The organism is Kocuria sp. KSNUG, assembly GCF_049532735.1.
In the GTDB taxonomy this organism is placed as follows: Bacteria; Actinomycetota; Actinomycetes; order Actinomycetales; family Micrococcaceae; genus Kocuria; species Kocuria rhizophila.
Genome location: NZ_CP150981.1, coordinates 1337481 through 1360570 on the forward strand (window position 1 = coordinate 1337481; position 23090 = coordinate 1360570).

Genomic DNA, 23090 nt, shown 5'->3' on the forward strand with positions numbered 1-23090 from the left:
GTGACGCCCGGATCCTGGGACAGCCCGGGAAAGCCCCCGGGAATCCGCTCCCTACAGCGCCAGGGCGTAGGTGAGTGTGTCCAAGCCCACGGAGCCCAGCCGCAGCGCGCGGCTGTGGAATCGCTTGAGGTCGAAGTCCTCGCCCTCGCGCGCCATGGCCTGCTCGCGGGCGTCGAGCCACATCTGCAGCCCGATCCGGTAGGAGGGTGCCTGCCCGGGCCAGCCCATGTACCGCAGCCACTCGAAGCGCAGGGTGCCCTCCGCCATCGCCACGTTGTGGCGCAGGAACTTCCAGCCGTCCTCGGGGGTCCAGACCTCCCCTGCGCGGGCGCCACCCAGCATCTCCCCGAGCGCCTCGGGGATCTCGAAGCCGCAGTGGAAGCCCACGTCGAAGATCACGCGCACGGTGCGCAGCCGCTGCGAGTCGAGCATGCCCATGCGGTCCCCGGGGTCGTCCAGGAAGCCGAGCTCGTCCATGAGCCGCTCCGCGTACAGGGCCCAGCCCTCGCCGTGGCCGGAGACCCAGATGCCCATGCGGCGCCACTCGTTGAGCTCGCCCGCGTTGGCCAGGGCCGTGGCGCACTGCAGGTGGTGGCCCGGGATGCCCTCGTGGTACACGGTGGTGGTCTCCTCCCACGTGTTGTGCTGGGAGACCCCCTCCGGCACGGACCACCACATGCGCCCCGGGCGGGAGAAGTCCGCGCTGGGCGGGGTGTAGTAGATGATGCCGTCGTGCGTGGGCGCGATGCAGCACTCCAGGGTGCTCATGGGCTCGGTGATCTCGAAGTGCGTCCCGGCCATCTCCGCCAGCGCGGTGTCCGAGAGCTTCTGCATCCACGCCTGCAGCTCCTCGGGGGAGTGCAGCTGCCTGTCGGGGTCCGCGTTCAGGGCGGCCATGGCCTCCTGCACCGTGGCTCCGGGCTTGATCTGCTCGGCCACGGCGCGCTGCTCGGCGTCCAGCTCCAGCAGCTTCTGCACGGCCCAGTCGTAGACCTCGCGGGGATCACGGCGCGCGCCCAGGAACGAGGCGAGGTGCAGCCGGTAGTCCTCGATCCCGCACGCGTCGGACTCGCGTGCGACCGGGGCGAAGTCCTCGCGCAGGATCCGCGCGATGTCCCGGTAGGCCGCGCGGGCGGCGTCGGACGCGGCGCGCAGCTCGTCCCGCAGGGCATCCGGCGCGGCGGGGTCAGCGGCGAGCGACGCGAAGAAGCCGTCGTCGGACGCATACTGCTCCGCCTGCTGGGAGGCCTCCACGATCTGCGGGGCCGACGGCGGCCGGTTCAGGGAGACGGCCTCGTCCAATCCCGCGCGGTACTGCTCCAGGGCGGCGGGGATGTTGGTCATGCGCCCGGCGATGTGCTTCCAGTCCTGCTCGGTCTCCCGCGGCATGGCGTCCAGCACCTGACGGATGCCCTGCACGGGGGACTCGATGTTGTTGACCGCGGAGACGTCCAGGTTGGCCTCGTGGCGGTCGCGCTCCAGTTCGAGCTCGTTGCGCATGGCGTGCAGGGTCACCCGGTCCACGTCGTCCTCCGGGGTGACCTCCTCCAGGCGCGCGAGGGTGGAGCGGACGAGCTCGGCACGGGCTGCACGGCCGGCGGGACCGAAGTCCGGGTACTCGGTCTCGTGCCCGGGGAAGCCCAGGAAGGTGGCGTCGCTCGGGTTCAGGGCGAGGCTCTCGTGGAAGTAGGTCTCGGCGAGCTGGTCCGCCGCCGTGGCCGTACGCTGCGTGGAACCCAGGGTGCGAGGGGTTCGTGGGACGGGGATGAGGTGTCGGTGTGAGTCACAGAATGTAACCCTAGTCACACCGGCGACACGGACAAGCACCGCCGTGCACGGCGGTCACCCGGCGAAGCGCTCCGCGAGCTCGTCCAGCAGCTCCAGCACGGCTCCGCTGCCCGCCACCGGTCCGCCCGCGAGCAGCCCGTCCGCGCCCAGCACCACGGCCCAGGGGTTGCCGGGCCGGTCGAAGACGATGGCTGCGGCCTGGTCGGCATCCACCAGCGCCGCGCCGCGCAGGGCCTCCGGAAGCTGCTCGCGCTCGTCCTCGTGAGCCACCACGGCGTGCAGCGCCACCGGGCCGGTGTGGCTCCCGAGCTCCGTGAGCCGCTGGATCATGGGGGCGCACCAGCCGCACGTGAGGCTCACCGTCACCAGTGCGCGAGCTCGAGTGGCGGACAGACCCCGCAGCGTCACCACCTGGCCGTCCGCGGTGGTGAGCCCCGCGTAGGGGATCGGCAGCCGCTCGTAGTCCTGCGGCTCGTCGTCCGCCTGCTGCGGCCCCCCGGGCTCGGTCGCGGGCCCCTCCGTCGCGACCGCGTCCGCCGCGGTCGTGCCGGGGCTCACGGGGGGCGACGCCGCGGCGTCGCCGTCCTCGCGCAGGGTGCGGGGCAGCGGTGGGACGCGGGCGACGTCGTACGGGTCGCCGGCCCGGCCGTGTGCGGGCCGCTCGCTCCAGAGGGTGAGCAGCACGAGGAGCGCGGGGATGGCGAGGGCCGTCACGCCCCACCACGGCAGACGGAGCACGGGGCCGTGGAACGCGACCGCGGACAGGGCGAGTGCCAGGGCGGCCGTGAGGGTGAAGGCGGCGTTGCGCACCACGGTGCGGCGTGAGACCGGCGCACGGGAGAGCCCGCCGAAGCACCCGCACGAGGCAGGATCAGGTGCCCGAGTGCCCCGGAGAACCACCACGGTGAAGACGGTGAACAGTGCCGTGGCCGCGAAGGCGCTCAGCAGCAGGAACGGGCCGGAACCGAGGAGCAGGCACGCGGCCAGCAGGATCTCCCCCCAGGGGAGGGCGCGCTGCAACCAGGGGGCGCGAAGGGCCCGGGGGAGCGGTGCGGTGGTGAGGATGGTGCGGCCGGTGTCCGGCACCGCGAGTTTCGCCGCTCCGCTGAGGAGCAGCACGGTCGCGAGGGAGACGAGGGCGGAGAGGGCGATGACAGGCACCGGACCATTATCCCCGCCGCGGAGGTCGACCTCGTGCCGGCGGGCAGGTCACAAGAGGGCCACGAGCGAGACGGTCGTCGTGAGTTCGTGAGGTCCTGGCAGCGCGGGGCCGTGTGCCCCGGGGACGCTTCAGACCGAGGACCGGGGCCAGGGTGTGCTCACCGCTCCGGCTGCGTCCACCGCCACGCCCCGCGGCCGGGCCGCAGGCGCAGGCCGAGCCGGAGTCTGCGGGACTGGTGGCGCGGCGCACGGCGCGCGTGGGCCGGAGGTGCGTCCTGCGGCTCGGGCAGCGCGCCGAGGACGGCCACCAGGGCGGCCAGCTCCTCGGGACTCGGGTTGCCACGCGTCACGGTGAACAGCGGGTCCGCGTCAGTGGTGGCGTCCGGCAGCGAGGCCACTGCGGCGTGGCGGGTGTCCACGGGCATGCGCGGTGCGGCGCCGGACGAGCTGGCCCCGGTGCGGCGGTCCAGTGATCGCGCTGACTCCGGCGTGCTCACAGCGGGATGTTCCCGTGCTTCTTGGCGGGCTGAGAGGCACGCTTGTCCGCAAGCCCCCGCAGCGCCTTGATGATCTGCTCCCGGGTCTCGGAGGGGCAGATCACCGCGTCCACGTAGCCCAGCTCGGCGGCCTGGTAGGGGTTGAGGAGGTCCTCCTCGAACTGCTGGGCCAGCTCGGCGCGCAGCGCCTGGGCGTCCTCGCCGTTCTCCTCGGCGGCCTTGAGGTCCCGGCGGTAGAGGATCTCCACCGCGCCCTGGGATCCCATGACCCCGATTTGGGCGGTGGGCCACGCGAGGTTGATGTCCGCGCCCAGCTTCTTGGAGCCCATCACGATGTACGCCCCGCCGTAGGCCTTACGGGTGATCAGGGTGATCAGCGGAACGGTGGCCTCGGCGTACGCGTACAGCAGCTTGGCGCCGCGGCGGATGATGCCGTTGAACTCCTGGTCCGTGCCGGGAAGGAACCCGGGGACGTCCACGAACGTGAGGATCGGGATGTTGAAGGCGTCGCAGTGGCGCACGAAGCGCGCGGCCTTCTCGGACGCGGCGATGTCCAGGGTGCCGGCGAACTGCATGGGCTGATTCGCCACGATCCCCACGGTGTGGCCCTCCACCCGGGCGTAGCCCACCATCACGTTCGGGGCGTAGAGCTCCTGGATCTGCAGGAACTGCCCGTCGTCCACGACCGTCTCGATCACGGTGCGCATGTCGTAGGGCTGGTTCGCGGAGTCCGGGATCAGCTCGTCCAGCGCGAGGTCCTCGTCCGTGACCTCGTCCACCTGGTCGTGGTCCAGCAGCGGAGAGTCCTGCAGGTTGTTCCCCGGCAGGTACTCCAGCAGCTCGTGCACGAAGTCGAAGGCGTCCTGCTCGTCCGAGGCCAGGTACGCGGCGGTGCCGGTGCGCTCGTTGTGGGAGCGGGCACCACCCAGGGTCTCCATGTCCACGGTCTCGCCGGTCACGGTCTTGATCACGTCCGGGCCGGTGATGAACATGTGGGAGGTCTTGTCCACCATCACCACGAAGTCGGTGAGGGCGGGGGAGTACGCGGCACCGCCGGCGCACGGCCCCATGATCAGGGAGATCTGCGGGATCACGCCCGAGGCCCGGACGTTCATGCGGAAGATGTCCGCGAACATGGCCAGGGAGGCCACGCCCTCTTGGATGCGGGCGCCGCCGCCGTCGTTGATGCCGATCACGGGGCAGCCGTTGCGCAGGGCGAACTTCTGGACCTTGACGATCTTCTCGCCGTTGACCTGGGACAGCGAGCCGCCGAAGACCCCGAAGTCCTGCGAGTACACGGCCACGAGTCGCCCGTCCACGGTGCCGTAGCCGCTCACCACGCCATCACCCAGCAGCTTCTTCTTCTCCATGCCGAACATGGTGCTGTGGTGCACGGCCAGGGCGTCGAACTCCACGAAGGAGTCCGGGTCCAGCAGCATCTCGATCCGCTCGCGTGCGGTGTTCTTGCCCCGGGAGTGCTGCTTCTCCACGGCGCCCTGTCCTGCCGGTGCGGCAGCCTCATCGCGGCGCTGCCGGAAGTCGGCGATCTTGCCTGCTGTGGTGGACAGGTCGTGGCTCATGACACCTCGCGTGGTCGTGGTCGGGGCGGGGCGCGGCCCCTCGGGAATCCACCCCAGTGTAGTTGTCGGCACCGGGTGCGCACTTGTAGGAGTTCCACAACTCCGGTGCCCCGTCACCGCACGCGGCGCCCGGGTGTCCCACCGCACGCGGCGCCCGGGATGCCCCTCCGCTCGGGGGCGTGCGTTCAGTCCGAGCCCACGGCTCCGATGGTCACGGACCACTCGCGGACCACGTGCTCGGTCACCGCACCGTGGACCACCAGGGGGTCCTCCCGGATGATCTGTTCCACGTGCTCGGCGCTGTCCGCGCGCAGCACGATCAGCGCGCCGTCGTCCCCCAGGGGCCCGGAGGCCAGGTTGACGCCGCGCTCCTGCAGCTCACGCAGGAAGGCTCGGTGGGCGGGGCGGTGCTCGGCCAGGATCTCGGACGGGCCGCCGTAGGTGTAGGTCAGGGCGTAGACGCTCATGCTCGGGATCCTCCGGCTCGACGTGGGGGTCTGGGCTGACGGATCCCAGCATATGCCCGGGCCGTGCGGGTACACCTAAGCTGGAGGAGACCCCCCGACGGCCACGCCGTCCCGTCCTGTGAGGAGCAGACATGCACGCCACGGATCAGCAGCCCGCCGCGGACTACCACCAGTCCGACCTGGAGGACGCGATGCGATCCCACGGCTACCGGTCGGTGACCGTGGTGGACACCGTGGGCTCCACGAACACCTGGTTGTCGGAGCGGGTGGCGCCGCGCGCCGGGGACCAGGGGAGCGGGAACGGCCTCGAGGCCGTGGTCACCGGTTTCCAGAGCCAGGGCAGGGGGCGGCTGGACCGCGGCTGGATCACGCCCCCGGGCACCGCGGTGACGTTCTCGGTGGCCTGCACCCCCGTGGACCGCTCGGGCCGTCCGTGGCCGCAGGAGCTGATCCCGTGGCTCACTCTGCTCATGGCGCACAGCATCACCGGGGCGGTGCGGGAGCTGACCGGGGTGCCCGCCGTGGTCAAGTGGCCCAACGACGTCCTGGTCCGCGACCGCAAGCTCTGCGGCATCCTCGCGACCATGGTCGCGCCGACTCCCGGTGCGGCACCCACAGTGGTGGTCGGTGCCGGCATCAACGTGAGCCAGCGCGAGCTCCCCGTCCCCACCGCCACGTCCCTCGCACTCGAGGTGCAGGACTCCGACGCCGTCCCCAGCCGCGCCGGGCTGCTCACCGCGGTGCTCGGCCGGTTCGCGGACACCCTGGACCGCGCGTCCCAGGACCCCGCGGGGCAGCTCGGCCGCGGGGGAGAGCTGCGGAGCGAGGTCGAGGCGCAGCTGGACACCCTCGGCCGTGAGGTCACCCTGCAGCTGCCCGGCGCACGGGATCCGCTGACCGCGACCGCCACGGGCCTGGGAGACTCCGGCCAGCTCGTGGTGCGCGCCCGGGACAGGAGGGAGCACGAGTACTCCGCGGGCGACGTCGTGCACGTGCGCCCCGCGCACGGCGGGGGCGGCCCCGCATGAGCGGACGGCGCGGCCTGGAGCTGGCACCGGGCGAGGAGACCGTGGTGGCCACGCGTCCGCACCCGCTGGCGCTCGCGGGCCCCGCGGTGACCGCCTGGCTGACGGTCCTGGTGTACTCGGCGCTGCGCCGGGTCCTGGACCTCACGTGGCGTCCCACGGACGCGCCGTGGACCGGACTGCACACGTTCGTGGGGTGGTTGCTGCTCGCGGCCGCACTGCTGCTGGCGTGGCGCCGGGTGGCGGTGCCCGTGTGGCGGTGGTGGCGCACCCGCTTCGTCCTGACCACCGAGCGCCTGGCGCTGCTGGGGCCCCCGGCGCGTGACGGCGCCGTGTCCCTGCCGCTGAACGCCCTGCAGTCCGTGCGTGTCACGCGCGGCGCCACCGAGGTGGGTGCCGCGCGCGAGCACCTGGACCGCGGCACCGTGCTGGCGGATTTCGGGACCCTGGGCGGGCTCAAGCTCGCGGGCGCCCCGCAGCCCGCGCGTCTCACGCAGCTCGTGCGGGAGTCGGCGGCGCAGGTGGGCAACTACAGTGGGGGAGGCACCATCCCGGGGCCGGGACGTCCCGGCCCGCACACCGCCCAGCAAGGAGGACCGCGTGGCTGAAGACCCCTCGGAATCCCCGCAACCCGTGGTCACGGGCCCACAGACCGAGCAGCTGAACCTGAACCTCCACAACCCCGTGCAGTCCAACCTCTACGGCTCGGAGGAGTCGCAGGCCGCAGTGCGCCACCTGGACTCCCTGCTGCTCGGCTCCCAGCGGAACCTGCGCCGCCGCGAGGCCGCCCGCGAGGCGGACCTCTCCTCGGCCTCCGCGCGCAAGATCTGGCGGGCCCTGGGCTTCCCCAACCTCAGCGACGACGACGTCTACTTCACGAACGAGGACGTCCGCGCCCTCAAACTGGTGTCCAGCCTGGTCCAGGACGACAAGCTCAGCGAGGAGGCAGCGCTCTCCCTCGCGCGCTCGGTCGCGCAGCTCACGGACCGCATGGTCGTGTGGCAGGTCGAGGCCCTCGTGGAGGACATGGTGGCCCACCGTGACATGACGGACGCCCGGGCCCGCCGCGAGCTGCTCACCCTGCTCCCGGACCTGCTGCAGCCGCTCGAGCAGCTGCTCGACTACGCGTGGCGCCGCCAGCTCTCGGCGGCCGTCCAGCGCTTGGCCATGCGGGGGGAGCGCCCGGACGGCTCCACGGTCATCCTGCACGACGCCGCTCCGGACGTCGGCGCCTCGGCGCTGCCCCTCGCGCGGGGCGTGGGTTTCGCGGACCTGGTCTCCTACACCTCCCTCTCCCGGCAGATGAACGAGCGCACGCTCGCCAACCTGGTGCAGCGCTTCGAGAAGCGCTGCGCGGAGGTCATCTCGATCGGCGGCGGCCGCGTGATCAAGACCATCGGCGACGAGGTCATGTTCCTCTCGGAGACCCCCGAGGGCGGGGCCCAGATCTCGCTCGCGCTGGCACGGATCATCAAGGAGGACCCGTTGCTGCCCCAGGCGCGCGTGGCCTTCGTGTGGGGCCGTGTGCTGCCCCGTCTGGGGGACCTCTACGGCCCCACCGTGAACCTGGCCTCACGGCTCGTGGCGCTCACGGAACCGGGCGGCGTGGTGGTGGACGAGTCCACCGCCCGCGTGCTCCGGGGGGACGAGCGCTTCGTCCTCGAGCCGCAGCCCACCCGCAACGTCCGCGGCTTCGGGGACGTCCGCCCCGTGGCGATCGCCCAGGGCTGCGGGCCCCTACTGGAAGACGAGGTCGAATGACCGCTCCCCTGACCATCCGATCGGGCGGTGTGACCGACCGCGGACTGCGTCGAGAGACCAACGAGGACGCCCTCATCGTCACCGACACCATGTGCGCGGTGGCGGACGGCATGGGTGGGCACGAGGCCGGCGAGGTGGCCAGCGCCCTGTGCGTGTCCACCCTGGGCGCCTCGGAGCTGTTCACGCTGGAGGACTTCCGCGACTACCGGATCGTGGAACCTGCACCCGGCTCGGACGTGGCCCGGTTCCGGGCCACCATCGACCGGCAGCTCAAGCTGGACCCGGACATTCCGGCCGAGGCGCTCGACGCCGTGCACCGGGTGCGCTCGGTGCTGTGGGAGGCGGACCAGGCCATCCAGGCCCAGTGCGGCACGCGTGCCGGCACCACGGTCACCGGGGCGTGGCTCGTGCAGATCGCGGGCACGTGGCTGTGGATCGTGTTCAACGTGGGGGACTCCCGCACCTACCAGCTCACCGGACCGCGGGTGGGGGAGCCCGTCACGGAGAAGTCCGGGCCCGTGGGGGTCTCCCAGCTCACGGTGGACCACTCCGAGGTGCAGTACCTGGTGTCGATCGGCCAGCTCACTCCCGCTCAGGCTCTGGTGCACCCGCGCCGCAACGTGATCACCCGCGCGCTCGGCACGGGGCAGATCTGGGAGCCGGACGTCGTGGTGCTTCCCGCCGTGCCGGGGCATCGGCTGCTCATGTGCTCGGACGGTCTCACGGGGGAGCTCTCCCCGGCGCACATCGCCCGCGTGCTGCACTCGGTGCAGCACCCCAAGGAGGCCGCGGACGTGCTCGTGCAGGCGGCGCTGCGCACGGGCGGGCGGGACAACGTGACCCTGGTGGTCGCTGACGTCCTCACCGCGGACGACCCCCGCGCGAACACCAGTTCCATCCCGCGCGTGCGCTGAGAGCGCCCTCCGACCATCCACCCGCAGGCAGCGCCCCCTGCTCCGCTCCGCGCGTGCGCTGAGCCGGCCTCTCGGCCGTCCACCCACTCGCGGCACCCCGCCCCGCCCCGCACACGGAAGCGGCCCCGCGGCGTCGTCGTGGGTCGACGACGCCGCGGGGCCGCTTTCTCAGTCCGGCGCTGCTGTGCCCGGCGTCCACCGCGCGCCGCCCCCGTCTCGGGGGCGGCGCGCGGCGTGGCGCGGGTCAGGCGTGGTGGCCGCGGGTCTGGGCGCCCGGGTCCTTGGCGGGCTTGGGCTCCTTGACGGGGGCCTTGCCGCTCGCGCGCAGTCGGCGGTAGTAGTCCGCGGCCTCCTTCTGGCGCTCGGCCTCCACGGTGCCGCCGATCTCCGCGCGCAGCAGCTCCGGGGAGAGCCCGAAGGCATCCACGAGCTCCAGGGAGTAGGGGCGCAGCCGCGCGATGAGGCGGTTGATGTAGGACTCCAGGGCGCGGCCACGGCGCATGGACAGCCGCCCGTAGGAGAGGTACCAGGCCAGGTCCCGCTCGATCAGGCTCAGCCCGAAGAGGTCGCGCAGCCACGTGAGCACGCGCTTGGTGTCCGGGTCCTCGATCTTCTCCAGACCGGCCGTGAACGCCTCCCACTGCAGCAGCTGGGCGTGCGAGCGGGCTGCCTCCAGCAGACGGTTCTGGTTGTTGTTGAACGCCTCGGCCTGCTCGGTGCGGGACTTGCGGGCCACGGCGCGCAGCTCGTCCGCGATGTCGCCGATCATGGTCTGCACCCGGTCGGTGAGCAGCGCGCGCTGGGCCGCGGGGTCGCGCAGCGCATTGACGGATTTGCGGGAGTCACCGGTGTCCGAGAACGCCTGGGTGAGCTTGCGCAACCCGGAGCGGTTGAAGCCCGCCTCGGTGGCGCGGTCCGCGACGTAGCGGGCCATGACCCCCACGTCCGCGTTCTTGAACTCCGCGGAGTAGTCGTTGAGCAGCCGCTTGGCCACGAGCTGCAGCAGGATGGTGTTGTCACCCTCGAAGGTCACGTACACGTCCAGGTCCGCGCGCAGCTCCACGAAGCGGTTCTTGGCGATGAACCCCGCGCCGCCGCACGCCTCGCGGCACTCCTGCAGGGTGTCCAGGGCGCTCCACGTGGACATCGGCTTGAACGCCGCGGCCAGGGTCTCGAGCTCCTGGCGGTTGCCGTCGGACTCGTCCTCGCCGGAGAAGACCTCGTGGAACTTGTCCAGCAGCTGCTGGTGGGCGAAGGTCATCGCGTAGGTCTCCGCGATGCGCGGGATCAGCCGGCGCTGGTGGCGCTGGTAGTCCAGCAGCGTCTGCTCCTCGATGTCCGAGTCCGTGGTGAACTGGCGGCGCTGCTCCGCGTAGCGCACGGCAATGCTCAGGGCGGCCTGGTTGGCGATCGTCGCCGCGCCGTCCAGGGACACGCGACCCTGGACCAGGGTGCCGATCATGGTGAAGAAGCGGCGGCCCGGGGAGGGGATGGGGGAGGAATAGACGCCGTTCTCGTCCACGTCCCCGTACTTGTTCAGCAGGTTGGTGCGGGGCACGCGCACGTGGTCGAAGTGCAGGCGGCCGTTGTCGATGCCGTTGAGCCCGCCCTTGCGGCCGTCGTCCTCGCCGCCCACGCCGGGCAGGAACTCGCCGTTCTCGTCACGCAGGGGAACGTAGAGGCAGTGCACGCCGTGGTTGGTGCCGTTGACGATCAGCTGCGCGAACACCGTGGCCGCGCGGCCGTGCACCGCGGCGTTGCCCAGGTAGTCCTTCCACGCCGCCTTGAAGGGGGTGTGGATCTCGAACTCGTCCGTCTCCGGGATGTACGTGGCGGTGGTGCCGATCGAGGCCACGTCCGAGCCGTGCCCGATCTCCGTCATGGCGAACGCGCCGGGCATGCTGAGGTCCAGGATCGCCGGCAGCCACTTCTCGTGGTGCTCCTCCGTGCCCAGGTTCAGCACGGCGGAGCCGAACAGACCCCACTGCACGCCGGACTTGATCTGCAGGGACGGGTCCGCGAGCACGAGCTCCTCGAACGCGGAGAGGTTGGCGCCGGGGCTCATGGCCCCGCCCACGCTCTCGGGCATGCCCAGGTACTGGGGCCCGGCGTCAGCGAGCAGCTTGAGCTGCTCGTACGTGTGGTTGCGCTGGTCCTCCACGGACTGGTTGTACTGGGAGTGGAAGCGGGGATCCTCGGCGCGCTTGCGGGCGGCCAGGCGAGCCTCGGGCCAGCGGCCCAGGAGGATCTTGCCGAGCTCCGCGGTGTCGAGCGCCGAGGGGGCGGCAGCCCCGTCCTCGGGCAGGTCCTCGATGCGGTCGGTGTCGGGAATGGTTCCGCTGACCTGGGTGGTGCTCATCATGACTCCTGAGGGGTGTCGCGGACGGCGGGGCCGTCCTGGGTACGGGCTTGTCGGGAAGGCGTCGTCGCGGCGGAGACCGCCGCGGACGTGCTGGCCACGGGGCGCAGACCCTCCACGGCCCACGTGGTGATGATGCGACTCATGGTGTGGCGGTCGGGCGTTCCCGGGGCGTCCCCCTGGGCGAGCCAGGCCTCTCCGGCGCCGCGGACCATGCCCACGGTGGCCGCGGCCCAGCTGCGCAGGACGCCATCCCCGGTCTCCGCCTCGCCGTAGTGGCGTACGTACTGCTCCATGAGCAGGTCCCGCACCGAGTCGATGAAGCGCTCGATGGTGGAGCCCTGCTCCTCCGGGGCGGTCACCACGAAGCGGTAGACCTCGGCGGAACCTGCCACGGACTTGAGGTACTCGGAGACGAGTGCGTGGATCATGGCCGCGAAGGTGTCCGCCTCGCTGACGGCGGCCACCATGCGGCGTCGCATCCTGGTCACGAAGTACTCGCCCACGGCCGCCTGCACGCCGGACTTGTCCGTGAAGTAGCGGTAGAACACGGACTTGGACGTGCCGCACGCCGTGGCGATCTCCTCCATGGAGATGGCAGCACCGTTCGCGGCCACCGCGTCGCGGGCGGCCGTGATCAGCTCGGTGCGCCGCTTGGCGCGGTGTCGCTGCCAGCGGCTGTTCCTGCCGTCCACGGGGGTCGTGACCTGTTTCACGATACTGAGAGTATCAGCTACTCTGGGTATCAAGTGACCCACGTCGCACACACCCCCTCTCAAGGAGCAGACATGACCGAGAACACGCAGAGCACCCCGGCCAAGACCTCGACCGCCCAGGGCACCGGCGCCACGCCCGCGGCAGGGTCCGCCGCAAAGCACTCCGCAGGAACCACCGGCACCCGCGCCGTGGTGGTCGCGGGCAACCGCATCCCCTTCTCCCGCGCGGGCGGCGCCTACGCCAACGCGTCCAACCAGGACATGCTGACCGCGGCGATCGACGGCCTGGTGGCCCGCACCGGGATCGCCGGTGAGCGCCTGGGTGCCGTGGCGGCCGGTGCCGTGATCAAGCACTCCCGCGACTTCAACCTGACCCGCGAGTCCGTGCTGGGCTCCGCCCTGGACCCGGCCACCCCGGCCTACGACGTCCAGATGGCGTGCGCCACGGGCATGGAGACCGTCAGCTCCATCTCCAACAAGATCCGCCTGGGCCAGATCGAGGCCGGCATCGCCGGCGGTGTGGACTCCTCCTCCGACGCTCCGATCGCTGTGAGCGAGGGCCTGCGCCGCGCACTGCTCAAGCTGCAGCGCGCCAAGACCACCATGCAGAAGCTCCAGGCGTTCAAGGACGTCCGCCCCGCGGACCTCGCGCCCGCCGTGCCCAGCTCCGGGGAGCCCCGCACGGGCCTGTCCATGGGCGAGCACCAGGCCCTGACCACCGAGCACTGGGGCATCACCCGTGAGGCCCAGGACGAGCTGGCCGCAGCCTCCCACCAGCACCTCGCCGCCGCGTACGACCGCGGGTTCTTCGACGACCTGGTCACCCCGTTCAAGGGCCTGACCAAGGACAACAACATGCGCCCGGACTCCACCGTGGAGAAGCTGGGCAACCTGAACCCGGTCTTCGGCAAGAAGCTCGCGGGGGAGGCCACCATGACGGCCGGCAACTCCACCCCGCTCACGGACGGCGCCTCCGCCGTGCTGATCACCTCCGAGCAGTGGGCCGCCGAGCACAGCCTCACGCCGCTCGCCGAGGTCGTGGACTCCGAGGCCGCCGCGGTGGACTTCGTCACCGGCAACGAGGGCCTGCTCATGGCTCCCGCCTACGCCGTCCCGCGCCTACTCGCCCGCCACGGGCTGACCCTGCAGGACCTGGACCTCGTGGAGATCCACGAGGCGTTCGCCTCCACGGTGCTGTCCATCATGAAGGCCTGGGAGTCCCCCGAGTTCTGCAAGGAGCGCCTGGGCCTGGACGCCCCGCTGGGCTCGATCGACCGCTCCAAGCTCAACGTCAACGGCTCCTCGCTGGCCACCGGCCACCCGTTCGCCGCCACCGGCGGGCGCATCGTGGCCTCCACCGCAAAGGAGCTCGCCGCCCGCGCCAAGGCCGAGGGCAAGCCCCAGACCGCGCTGATCTCCGTGTGCGCCGCGGGCGGCCAGGGCGTGGCCATGCTGCTGCGCTCGGTCTGAACACCCACCACGGCAATCGAGACACCACGAGATCAGGGAGAAACTTCACGTGACGGACACTTATCTGGACATGGTCAACTCGGGGCTCGGCAAGCAGCTGGCCTCCAAGCTGGGCCTGCCCCGGCCGGTCACCCTGCGCCGCTACCAGGCGGGCGCTGACTTCCCGGACGGCGCGGTCCTCGTGCTCGGCAAGGGCACGGCGGGCGACGCCGCGGCGTCGGCACTGCTCGGCTGGAACCTGGACGTGCGCCGCCACGCGGCGGACGTGGACCGCGTGGGTGCGGTGCTGATCGACTACACCGGCATCGAGAGCCCCGCGGACCTCGGCGCCCCGGCGCTCGAGCTGGCCTCCGCGCTGCGGAAGCTGCGTCCGGGCGGACGCGTGATCACGCTGTCCCGCCCGGCGCCGGGGATCGGCACCGGAGCGGCGTCGGGCACCGTGGCGGGCGCAGAGCAGCTGGCTCCGGCCCAGGCCGCGGCGCGCCAGGGCGTCCTGGGCATCCTGCGCTCGATCGGTCAGGAGATGCGCGGCGGCGTGACCGCCAACGGCATCCTGATCGCGGACGGTGTGGCCGGGGACGCCCCGAGCGTCACGGGCGCCATCCGCTTCTTCCTCTCGGGCCGCAGCGCCTACGTGGACGGGCAGTTCCTCACGGTCGGTGACGACCGCGGTGACGCGACCGTGGACTGGGAGCACCCCGTGGCGGGGAAGGTGGCCGTGGTCACCGGCGCCGCGCGCGGGATCGGCGAGCAGGTCACCCGCACGCTGGCCGCCTCGGGGGCCACCGTGGTCCCCGTGGACGTGCCCGCGGCCGGGGACGCCCTGACCAAGCTGGCCAACGAGCTGCGTGTGCCCGCCCTGCAGCTGGACGTCACGGACCCGCAGGCCGGGCAGAAGATCCTGGACCTCGTGGCCTCCCGCTACGGCCGCCTGGACCTGGTGGTGCACAACGCCGGGATCACCCGGGACAAGATGCTCGCCAACATGGACGAGGCCAAGTGGAACTCGGTCATCGCGGTGAACATCGAGTCGCAGCTGCGGATCAACGAGACGCTGCTGGCCTCCGACAAGCTGGGCGCCACCCCGCACATCGTGTGCCTCGCCTCCACGAGCGGCGTGGCGGGCAACCGCGGTCAGACCAACTACGCCGCCTCGAAGGCCGGCGTGATCGGTCTGGTGGCCGCCACCGCACCGCTGATCGCCGCGAAGGGCGGCACCATCAACGCGGTGGCCCCCGGCTTCATCGAGTCGGACATGACCGCCAAGATCCCGGCCGCGCGCCGTCAGATCTCCCGCCGCCTGAACTCCCTGCAGCAGGGCGGTCTGCCCGTGGACGTGGCGCAGGCCATCACGTTCCTGCTCTCGGACGCCGCGGGCGGCATCAACGGCCAGACCCTGCGCGTGTGCGGGCAGAGCATGGTGGGGGCGTGATCGCGTGAGCGCCACGGATTCCGTTCCGTCCGTTCCTGCTGACTACGAGCGCACCACGCCCTCGGGCGCGGTCAAGCTGCCCGCCCTCTACGCGAGCGCCGGGGCGCGTGCGGCCACGAGCGCGGCGGGCGGCGCGGCGTCGTCGGCCTCCCGCAAGGTGCTGCCCGCGCTGCGGAAGTCTCCCGTGGGGCGGGTGCTGCCCGCGTCGCTGCGCACACCGGGTGCCGAGAAGGTCTCCGGTGCGCTCGAGCTGCCGCGCGTGGCCCACGTGGTCGAGGGCCTGTCCGCCGATGCCGAGTGGCACGAGAAGTTCTGCCGCGTGGTTCACGCCAGCTTGCGGCCCATGGCCCCGGGCTCCGCGGAGACCGCCGTGTTCTCCGGCGCGCTGCACTCGCTCGCGTTCCCCGTGGCCATGTCCGTGCTCACGCGCAAGGACTTCCCGCTGCCCGTGCTGGGCATGGTGCACATCTCCAACACGGTCCACCACGTCTCGGACGTGGCCGTGGGGGAGCGGGTCACGGCCACCGCGTGGACCGAGAATCTGCGCGCGCACCGCGCGGGGACCATGCTCGACGCCGTGGTGACCCTCACGCGCGAGGACGGCTCGGTCGCGTGGGCCGGGCGTTCCGGCTACCTGGCCAAGGGTGTGCACACCGCGATCGCCGGTGACGCGCCCCGCGCGGGCGCCGAGGACGAGGCGCAGCGCGAGCACGCACCGTTCGAGGCGCCGCAGCCCACCGGGCAGTGGTCCCTGGGATCCGGGACCGGCCGTGAGTACGCCGCGGTGAGCGGGGACTACAACCCCATCCACCTCTCGGACCCCTCGGCCAGGGCCCTGGGCATGAAGGGTGCGATCGCCCACGGCATGTACACGGCCTCACGGGCGCTCGCCGTGACCGGTGTCCCCTCCGAGGTGCCGTTCACGTGGTCCGTGGAGTTCGCCACCCCGGTGCGCCTCCCGGCTACGGTGGCGGTCGCGGTGGACGACGACGGTCGGGGCGCCCACTGGAGCGCATCTCGCGTCCAGGTGTGGGACCCCAAGCGGGGCCGCCCGCACGCGGACCTTCGGGTGGCCGCGCTGTAGCGGTGCACTGCTCGCCGGGCCCCTCGGATCCACGGATCCGAGGGGCCCGTTGCGTGCTGCGGGTGCGTTGCGCGGGCGTGGTCACCGTGTGCTGGTGGCGCCGCCGTGGGGCGGGGCGGTCGCGGGGGAGGTGTCCGGTGCCCGGCCGGGGCGCGCCGCGTGACGGCCGTGGAGGGGCGCGGGGGCCGCCGCTCGTGCCTGTCGGAGTCCTGGGTCACAATGGTCCGGTGAGCACAGTCAACGCCAAGGGCGCGCAGCCCGCCACGGACGCCAACGGCCAGAGTCTCAACCCCGAGGAGCCCAGCGAGGCCCTGCGGGAGGAGTACGTCGAGCTCTCGGACCGGGTCCGTGAGGCCCGCGCCGCGTACTACGTGCACGACCAGCCCGTGATCTCGGACGCCGAGTACGACCAGCTCTACCGCTCGCTGGAGGAGTTCGAGGCGCTGCACCCGGAGCTGAAGGCCAACGACTCGCCCACCCAGGAGGTCGGCGGCGAGGTCGGGGCGGCCTTCAGCCCCGTGAAGCACCTGGAGAAGATGTACTCGCTGGAGGACGTGTTCTCCACGGACGAGCTCGTGGCGTGGCTCGAGCGCGCCGAGAAGCAGGTCGCGGAGCTGCCCGGCGCCCCGGGGGTCGCATGGCTGAGCGAGGTCAAGATCGACGGCCTGGCCGTGAACCTGCTGTACCGAGACGGCGTGCTCGTGCGGGCCGCCACGCGCGGTGACGGCACCACGGGTGAGGACATCACCCACAACGTGGCCACCATCACGACCATCCCGCAGCGGCTCTCCGGCGAGAGCCTCCCGGAGGAGGTCGAGGTGCGCGGCGAGGTGTTCATCTCCTCGAAGGACTTCCGCACGCTCAACGAGGCCATGGTGGAGGAGGGGCGCGCGCCCTTCGCCAACCCCCGCAACGCGGCGGCCGGCTCCCTGCGCCAGAAGGACCCCCAGGTCACCGCCCGGCGTCCGCTGTCCATGTTCGTGCACGGCATCGGGTACGTGCGCGGCGTCGACCTCGAGACGCAGTCGGAGGCGTACGAGATCCTGCGCGGGTGGGGCCTGCCCGTGAGCCCGTACTCCCGGGTGCTCTCCACCGTGGCGGAGGTGCTCGAGTTCATTGCCGAGTTCGGGGACAAGCGGCACAGCCTGCTGCACGAGATCGACGGCATCGTGGTCAAAGTGGACGACCGCCGCACCCAGTTCCGCCTGGGCTACACCTCCCGTGTGCCGCGCTGGGCCGTGGCGTACAAGTACCCGCCGGAGGAGGTCAACACCACGCTCGTGGACATCCTGGTGAACGTGGGCCGCACCGGGCGCGTGACCCCGTTCGGGCTCATGGATCCCGTGCGCGTGGCCGGCTCCACGGTGGAGATGGCCACCCTGCACAACCAGGACGTGGTCAAGGCCAAGGGCGTGCTGATCGGGGACACCGTGGTGCTGCGCAAGGCCGGTGACGTCATCCCCGAGATCGTGGGCCCCGTGGTGGCCCTGCGGGACGGCTCCGAGCGCGAGTTCGTGATGCCCACCGAGTGCCCCTCGTGCGGCACGCCGCTGCGCCCCGCCAAGGAGGGGGACGTGGACATCCGCTGCCCCAACGCGGAGACCTGCCCGTCCCAGCTCAAGGAGCGCGTGAACCATGCGGCCGGCCGTGGCGCCTTCGACATCGAGGCCCTGGGGGAGGAGGCCGCCAAGGCGCTGACCCAGCCGGTGCCGCTGGACGCACCGGACGGGAGCGACTTCTCCGTTCCGCCGCTGCGCAACGAGGCCGGACTGTTCGACCTGACGCCCGAGGACCTGCGGGACGTCATGGTGTGGCGGGACTCCCGCCGCACGGTCACGGACAAGGAGACCGGGGAGAAGACGCAGCGGATCACCCCCGAGCTGGTGCCGTACTTCTGGACCAAACCCACCAGGGCCAAGCCCAGCGTGCCGTCCAAGACCACCGAGCAGATGTTCGCCCAGATGGAGCAGGCCAAGGACACCGAGCTGTGGCGCGTGCTGGTGGCGCTGTCCATCCGGCACGTGGGCCCCACCGCGGCCCGCTCGCTGGCCACGTCCCTGCGCAGCATGGACGCCATCCGCTCCGCGGACCTGGACACCCTGGCCGGCACCGACGGTGTGGGGCCCGTGATCGCCCAGGCGGTCAGGGAGTTCTTCGACGAGCCCTGGCGGCGCCGCGTGGTGGAGCAGTGGGCCGCCGCGGGCGTGCGCATGGAGGAGGAAGTGGACGAGTCCACCCCGCGCACCCTGGAGGGGATCACCGTGGTGGTCACAGGCTCCCTCGAAGGCTTCAGCCGTGACTCCGCCAAGGAGGCCATTCTGAAGCGCGGCGGCAAGGCCTCCGGGTCCGTGTCCAGGAAGACGCACTTCCTCGTGGCGGGGGAGAACGCCGGGACCAAGCTGGACAAGGCCGAGTCGCTGGGGGTTCCCGTGCTGGACGAGTCGGGGTTCGAGCGGCTGCTCGCGGAGGGCCCGGACGCCTTCGGGGACGAGGAGGGCACGGACCCGGCCGAGGGGGCCGCCGGCGATGCCCCCGGAACCACGGGTGCGACTCCCGCGGAAGGGGAGTGAGGGAACCGGTGGCGGATGCTCTCGAGGGCCTGGGGCCCGGTACGGACGAGCTGCAGGAGCTCCTGGAGGTGGCGCTGGCCGCGGCCGAGGCCGGGGCGCAGGTGCTGCGCGGCCGGGATGCGGCGGCCTTCGAGGCGGTGACCAAGTCCTCGGACGGCGACTGGGTCACCGCGTTCGACGTCGCGGCGGAGGAGGCCGTCACGGCGGTGCTGCGGGAACGCAGGCCGTACGACGTCATCACGGGTGAGGAGTCCGGCACCTGGGTGCCGCCGCAGCGCTCCGGGCTGCGATGGTCCGTGGACCCCTTGGACGGCACCACCAACTTCATCCGGGACATCGTCTACTACGCCACGTCGGTGGCGGCGTGCGACGAGCAGGGGAACTGGCTCGTGGGAGTCGTCAATGCATCAGCCCTCGGCAGGGTGTACTACAGCATCACGGGCCTGGGCGCGTGGGTCCGGCGCCAGGGCAGGGACACACGCCTGAGCGGGCCGGTGCCCGGGCGGCGGGGGGCGCTCTACGGCACCGGGTTCTCCTACGACGCCCAGGTGCGTCGTGAACAGTTCGGATCCTTCCTGGACACCATGGAGGACTTCTCGGACATGCGGCGGCTCGGGGCCGCGTCCCTGGACCTCTGCATGGTCGCGGACGGCACGCTGGACGGCTACTCGGAACGGGCGCTGCACGAGCACGACTGGGCGGCCGGCGCGCTGATCGCCCACGAGGCCGGAGCGGTGGTCCACCGTCCGGAGCTCCCAGCCCCGCCGGCACTGTGTGACGAGTCCCACGGCAGCGCAGCGCCCGAGCGTCTCCAGCAGCGGGAGGCCGAGTACGAGAAGGCCCGTCTGGCCAGCGTGATCGCCGCCTGGAGCGCGGGATAGCGCTGGGGAAATCGTCCCGTTATCAACGGTGTATCCGGCCGTTATGCACAGTGCGGGGGCTCCCTGGGTTGACCCGTCACGCGGGGGTGACCTACCGTGGCTCAGGTTGACCGGCCAGGGTGCCGTGATACATGCCCGCGGCGGGGGTTGTCCCCCAAAGCGGGATAACGAAAAAGTAACGAAGCTCTTGAACACGGGGTGACCGTTACGCTATCGTTATTGACAACTTCCTCAGCGAACTCTCCTGAACGGAAGTTCGCTACCAGACGCACATGATCCGTCGTCTGGATTGTGCTGGATGCTGCCGCACACCGTACGTCGTCTACATGGCAGCATTCCGTAGTTTCTACCCCTCACACCTAACTGTTATGGGTAGACGACGGCGCGAAGACACCCAGGGATGGGAACGAGCGCAGGTGGCCTGACGGAGCATGATGAAGACTTCAACCGCTATCCGCCGTGGTACCGCTGCTGTCATGATGGGCGGCCTGGCCGTGGGCGCGTTCGCCGTCCCCGCCAACGCTGCTTCCATGGAGACCTGGAACGCTCTCGCCGAGTGCGAGTCCGGTGGCAACGCCTCGACGAACACCGGCAACGGCTTCTCCGGCGCCCTGCAGTTCACCCCGTCCACCTGGGCAGCCTTCGGTGGTCAGGGCTCCGCTCACAACGCCTCGTGGGCCGAGCAGGTCCGCGTGGCCGAGAACGTTTACGCCGGTCAGGGCTGGGGCGCATGGCCCGCATGCTCCGCCAAGCTGGGTCTGACCTCGGCCGACGCTGCCGGTTCCGCCTCGGCCGCTTCCGTGGCCCCGCAGTCCACCTCCGTGCAGCAGGCTGCTCCTGCGCCGAAGGCCGCCCCGGTCCAGCAGGCTGCTCCCGTGCAGCAGGCCGCCCCGGTGCAGCAGGCTCCGGTGGCCGAGTACACCGCTCCCGCCGCTCCCGTGCAGCAGGCTGCTCCCGCCGCCGGCACCTACACCGTGCAGGCCGGGGACACCCTGGGCACCATCGCCAACAAGCTGGGTGTGAACGGTGGCTGGGAGGCCCTCTACGCCGCCAACGCCGGCTCCGTGGCCGATGCCAACCTGATCTTCCCGGGCCAGGTCCTGAACATCCCCGCCTGATCCAGGCACCTCATCGCTCGTCGATGACCGGCTGACCCGGCCGAGCTGATCGACCGGGTCGGTCACAGAACCCCGCCCCTCACCGTCATGGTGAGGGGCGGGGTTCTTCGTGTGCCCGAGGTCTGGCGTCCGGCATCCGGGTCAGTCGACCGGCACCCACCGCCCTCCGCCTCCGTGCCGCCCGCCGTGCCCGGGTTGCCCTGGCAGCGGTGGCACCATGGGCTCATGCAGTTCGACATCGTGATCATCGGGGCGGGCATCGCGGGCCTGTCCGCGGCCTCTGAACTGGCGCGGCTGCGCGGCACGGGGCACGGCATCTGCCTCCTGGAGGCGGAGGACGACGTCGCCCAGCACACCTCCGCGCGCTCCGCCCAGCAGCTCATCCCCAGCTACGGCCCGGATCCGGTGCTGGAGCTGACCCGTTGGTCCATTGCCCGGCTGTCGGAGGTCTCCGCGGACCTGCCCTCACCCCTGGTGTGGCCGAGCGCGTTCGTGGTGGCCGGTTCCGCCGAGGACGTCGCGGCGGAGACGGTGCCGGGCCTGCGCCGTGCCACCGACGCCGAGTTGCTGGCGCTGTGCCCCGAGCTCCGGGCGGACCCGGTGCGCTACCGCACCGCCGCGGTGGACGACTTGGCCGTGCGCTCCGACGCCTCGGCACTGCTCGCGTGGCACAGGCGCCGGGCGGAGGACGCGGGGGTGACCCTCCGAACAGGGTTCCGCGTGGCCAGCGCGCGGCGGTCCGGTGAGGTCTGGGAGCTGTCGCCCGTGGCGGGCGGGCGGAGAACGGACCCGAACGGCACGGTCCGCGCGGCCACCGTGGTGAACGCGGCCGGGGCGTGGGCGGAGCACATCGGTTCGCTGCTGGGTGCCGCGCCGCAGGGGCTGCAGCCGCTGCGCCGCACCGCAGCCCTGGTCCGTCTGGACACGGCCATGCCCGCGGAGCACCCCATGGTCATGGATGCCGCAGAGCACTGGTACTACCGGCCCGACCCCGTGGGGGCCATGATCTCGGTGGGGGAGTCCGAGCCCAGCGAGGCGTGCGACGCGCAACCGCACCCGGGCGCCGTCGAGCGCCTGATCGCGACTGTCCAGCAGCACACGGCACTGCGCATCACCGGGGTGGTGAAGGCGTGGACCGGACTGCGGACGGAACGCGCGTGCGGCGTGCCCGTGTGCGGCTGGGACACCGCGGCCGAGGGCGTGTTCTGGCTCGCCGGACAGGGAGGCTACGGCTTCCAGACGAGCGCGGCGATGGCCACTGCGGCGGCCGAGCAGGTCGTCACCGGGCACGTGGGGGACTGGTTGAGCCCTCGGACGGTGGGAGCGTTGCAGCCGGAGCGTGCCGCGTGAGCCCGGTGGATCCGCTCATGGCCGCGCGCCAGGTCAAGCACGCGCTGTTCGTGGTGAACAAGCGGCGCCGCCGAACCCAGAAGGCCCTCCGGTTCGCCGCGGTCACCGCGGCGGCGCCGTGGCACGCACGCGTGACGACCTACGAGTTCGACGCCGCCCGCTACCGTCGTTCCTTCGTGGCCCGCACGCCCCCGGCCCCGGACGGGCCGCAGGAGCTGCCGCGGCGCGTGGTCACCCTGTGGCTCGGGGAGAATCCCCTGACCCCGCGGCGACGCGCCAACCTGGACGTGATGCGGGACCGGATCGGACTGCCCGTGGAGCTGGTCACACGGGAGAACCTGGACCAGTGGCTGGTGCCGGGGCATCCGCTGCACGCGGCGTACGAGAACCTGTCCCTGGTCCACCGCTCCGACTACCTGCGGGCATACCTCATGCACCACCACGGCGGGGGCTACTGCGACCTCAAGGCGCCCGTGACGTCCTGGGAGGCCGCCTTCGCGCGGATGGACGCGGACCAGCAGGCGTGGCTGAGCGGCTACCCGGAGAGAGCAGCACAGGACGTGACCCGGCTGACCGGCGCGCTCGGCACGGATCTGGCGTGGCACCACCACCGGCTCGTGGGCATGGGGGCCTACCTGGTGCGCTCCCACACCCCCCTGACCGCGGAGTGGCTGCGGGAGGTCGAGCGCCGGATGGGCTACTGGGCAGACCAGGCGGCGGAGTTCCCCGGGGAGGAGCGCGGCGAGGTGGTGGGCTACCCCGTCTCCTGGACCCGGATGCTGGGCGGCATTCTGCACCCACTGCAGCTGAAGCACCTGGACCACGTCCGGCAGGACCCGGACCTCAGGCTGGACCTGGGCGACTACCAGTAGCGCGGGGCACTGACTGCCTCATCCCCGGGGGTGCTGAGACCCCTG

The 23090-nt window shown here is 71.8% G+C and carries 19 protein-coding genes; 12 read left to right on the forward strand and 7 right to left on the reverse strand.

Annotated elements, in window-relative coordinates:
- Positions 1 to 51: 51 nt before the first annotated feature.
- The 5 genes from AABM36_RS05740 to AABM36_RS05760 form a co-directional block, all read right to left on the reverse strand.
- The gene (locus tag AABM36_RS05740; protein ID WP_423447851.1) at positions 52 to 1806 is read right to left on the reverse strand and encodes a DUF885 domain-containing protein; all 1755 of its coding nucleotides are present in this window, start codon (positions 1804 to 1806) and stop codon (positions 52 to 54) included.
- Positions 1807 to 1842: 36 nt separating this feature from the next.
- Positions 1843 to 2949: a MauE/DoxX family redox-associated membrane protein gene (locus AABM36_RS05745; RefSeq protein ID WP_019310106.1), complete on the reverse strand. Its 1107-nt coding sequence runs from the start codon at positions 2947 to 2949 to the stop codon at positions 1843 to 1845.
- 158 nt (positions 2950 to 3107) lie between these two features.
- Entirely contained in the window at positions 3108 to 3446 is a 339-nt protein-coding gene (locus AABM36_RS05750; protein ID WP_019310105.1) for an acyl-CoA carboxylase subunit epsilon, read from the reverse strand.
- Entirely contained in the window at positions 3443 to 5026 is a 1584-nt protein-coding gene (locus AABM36_RS05755; protein WP_019310104.1) for an acyl-CoA carboxylase subunit beta, read from the reverse strand. The genes AABM36_RS05750 and AABM36_RS05755 overlap by 4 nt, the downstream gene beginning before the upstream one ends.
- A 185-nt stretch (positions 5027 to 5211) precedes the next feature.
- On the reverse strand, positions 5212 to 5493 hold the full coding sequence (locus tag AABM36_RS05760; protein WP_019310103.1) for a YciI family protein: 282 nt from the start codon (positions 5491 to 5493) through the stop codon (positions 5212 to 5214).
- 131 nt (positions 5494 to 5624) lie between these two features.
- Between AABM36_RS05760 and AABM36_RS05765 the strand changes: the two genes are divergently transcribed.
- The 4 genes from AABM36_RS05765 to AABM36_RS05780 are packed head-to-tail and all read left to right on the forward strand — an operon-like array spanning position 5625 to position 9193.
- Positions 5625 to 6521: a biotin--[acetyl-CoA-carboxylase] ligase gene (locus AABM36_RS05765; RefSeq protein WP_019310102.1), complete on the forward strand. Its 897-nt coding sequence runs from the start codon at positions 5625 to 5627 to the stop codon at positions 6519 to 6521.
- The gene (locus tag AABM36_RS05770) at positions 6518 to 7126 is read left to right on the forward strand and encodes a hypothetical protein (protein WP_019310101.1); all 609 of its coding nucleotides are present in this window, start codon (positions 6518 to 6520) and stop codon (positions 7124 to 7126) included. The genes AABM36_RS05765 and AABM36_RS05770 overlap by 4 nt, the downstream gene beginning before the upstream one ends.
- Positions 7119 to 8279 (forward strand): adenylate/guanylate cyclase domain-containing protein, encoded by a 1161-nt coding sequence (locus AABM36_RS05775; RefSeq protein ID WP_019310100.1) that lies wholly within the window; start codon positions 7119 to 7121, stop codon positions 8277 to 8279. Before AABM36_RS05770 ends, AABM36_RS05775 begins: the two co-directional genes overlap by 8 nt.
- On the forward strand, positions 8276 to 9193 hold the full coding sequence (locus tag AABM36_RS05780) for a PP2C family protein-serine/threonine phosphatase (RefSeq protein WP_019310099.1): 918 nt from the start codon (positions 8276 to 8278) through the stop codon (positions 9191 to 9193). Before AABM36_RS05775 ends, AABM36_RS05780 begins: the two co-directional genes overlap by 4 nt.
- 244 nt (positions 9194 to 9437) lie before the next feature.
- On the opposite strand, the gene AABM36_RS05785 is transcribed toward AABM36_RS05780, so the two are convergent.
- Both AABM36_RS05785 and AABM36_RS05790 read right to left on the reverse strand, forming a co-directional pair.
- A complete protein-coding gene (locus tag AABM36_RS05785; protein ID WP_019310098.1) occupies positions 9438 to 11552 on the reverse strand; it encodes an acyl-CoA dehydrogenase in 2115 nt (704 codons plus the stop codon).
- The gene (locus AABM36_RS05790; protein WP_235005072.1) at positions 11552 to 12268 is read right to left on the reverse strand and encodes a TetR/AcrR family transcriptional regulator; all 717 of its coding nucleotides are present in this window, start codon (positions 12266 to 12268) and stop codon (positions 11552 to 11554) included. Before AABM36_RS05790 ends, AABM36_RS05785 begins: the two co-directional genes overlap by 1 nt.
- A gap of 72 nt (positions 12269 to 12340) precedes the next feature.
- Between AABM36_RS05790 and AABM36_RS05795 the strand changes: the two genes are divergently transcribed.
- The 8 genes from AABM36_RS05795 to AABM36_RS05830 all read left to right on the forward strand — a co-directional run bounded on the left by AABM36_RS05795 (position 12341) and on the right by AABM36_RS05830 (position 23045).
- A complete protein-coding gene (locus AABM36_RS05795) occupies positions 12341 to 13738 on the forward strand; it encodes an acetyl-CoA C-acetyltransferase (protein ID WP_019310096.1) in 1398 nt (465 codons plus the stop codon).
- A 49-nt stretch (positions 13739 to 13787) separates the two neighbouring features.
- The gene (locus tag AABM36_RS05800; protein WP_259919955.1) at positions 13788 to 15170 is read left to right on the forward strand and encodes a 3-oxoacyl-ACP reductase; all 1383 of its coding nucleotides are present in this window, start codon (positions 13788 to 13790) and stop codon (positions 15168 to 15170) included.
- A gap of 4 nt (positions 15171 to 15174) precedes the next feature.
- Complete coding sequence (locus AABM36_RS05805) at positions 15175 to 16254, forward strand: MaoC/PaaZ C-terminal domain-containing protein (protein ID WP_019310094.1); 1080 nt, start codon at positions 15175 to 15177, stop codon at positions 16252 to 16254.
- Between the two features lie 227 nt (positions 16255 to 16481).
- Positions 16482 to 18824, forward strand: coding sequence for an NAD-dependent DNA ligase LigA (gene ligA / locus AABM36_RS05810; protein WP_124108937.1), 2343 nt, complete (start codon positions 16482 to 16484; stop codon positions 18822 to 18824).
- Complete coding sequence (locus tag AABM36_RS05815) at positions 18821 to 19705, forward strand: inositol monophosphatase family protein (protein ID WP_124108938.1); 885 nt, start codon at positions 18821 to 18823, stop codon at positions 19703 to 19705. Before ligA ends, AABM36_RS05815 begins: the two co-directional genes overlap by 4 nt.
- 476 nt (positions 19706 to 20181) lie before the next feature.
- On the forward strand, positions 20182 to 20823 hold the full coding sequence (locus tag AABM36_RS05820; protein WP_181950969.1) for a transglycosylase family protein: 642 nt from the start codon (positions 20182 to 20184) through the stop codon (positions 20821 to 20823).
- Between the two features lie 225 nt (positions 20824 to 21048).
- Positions 21049 to 22173, forward strand: a complete 1125-nt coding sequence (locus AABM36_RS05825; RefSeq protein WP_144803405.1) for an NAD(P)/FAD-dependent oxidoreductase — start codon at positions 21049 to 21051, stop codon at positions 22171 to 22173.
- Positions 22170 to 23045 carry a hypothetical protein gene (locus tag AABM36_RS05830; RefSeq protein ID WP_144803409.1) on the forward strand — a complete coding sequence of 292 codons (876 nt, stop codon included), beginning with the start codon at positions 22170 to 22172 and terminating at the stop codon, positions 23043 to 23045. Before AABM36_RS05825 ends, AABM36_RS05830 begins: the two co-directional genes overlap by 4 nt.
- The last annotated feature ends 45 nt before the right edge of the window (positions 23046 to 23090 follow it).

Coding starts and splice junctions, on each gene's coding strand:
- AABM36_RS05755 (WP_019310104.1), bottom strand. CDS start 5,026: ATGAGCCACGACCTGTCCACCACAGCAGGCAAGATCGCCGACTTCCGG.
- AABM36_RS05760 (WP_019310103.1), bottom strand. CDS start 5,493: ATGAGCGTCTACGCCCTGACCTACACCTACGGCGGCCCGTCCGAGATC.
- AABM36_RS05765 (WP_019310102.1), top strand. CDS start 5,625: ATGCACGCCACGGATCAGCAGCCCGCCGCGGACTACCACCAGTCCGAC.
- AABM36_RS05770 (WP_019310101.1), top strand. CDS start 6,518: ATGAGCGGACGGCGCGGCCTGGAGCTGGCACCGGGCGAGGAGACCGTG.
- AABM36_RS05780 (WP_019310099.1), top strand. CDS start 8,276: ATGACCGCTCCCCTGACCATCCGATCGGGCGGTGTGACCGACCGCGGA.
- AABM36_RS05785 (WP_019310098.1), bottom strand. CDS start 11,552: ATGAGCACCACCCAGGTCAGCGGAACCATTCCCGACACCGACCGCATC.
- AABM36_RS05795 (WP_019310096.1), top strand. CDS start 12,341: ATGACCGAGAACACGCAGAGCACCCCGGCCAAGACCTCGACCGCCCAG.
- AABM36_RS05820 (WP_181950969.1), top strand. CDS start 20,182: ATGATGGGCGGCCTGGCCGTGGGCGCGTTCGCCGTCCCCGCCAACGCT.
- AABM36_RS05825 (WP_144803405.1), top strand. CDS start 21,049: ATGCAGTTCGACATCGTGATCATCGGGGCGGGCATCGCGGGCCTGTCC.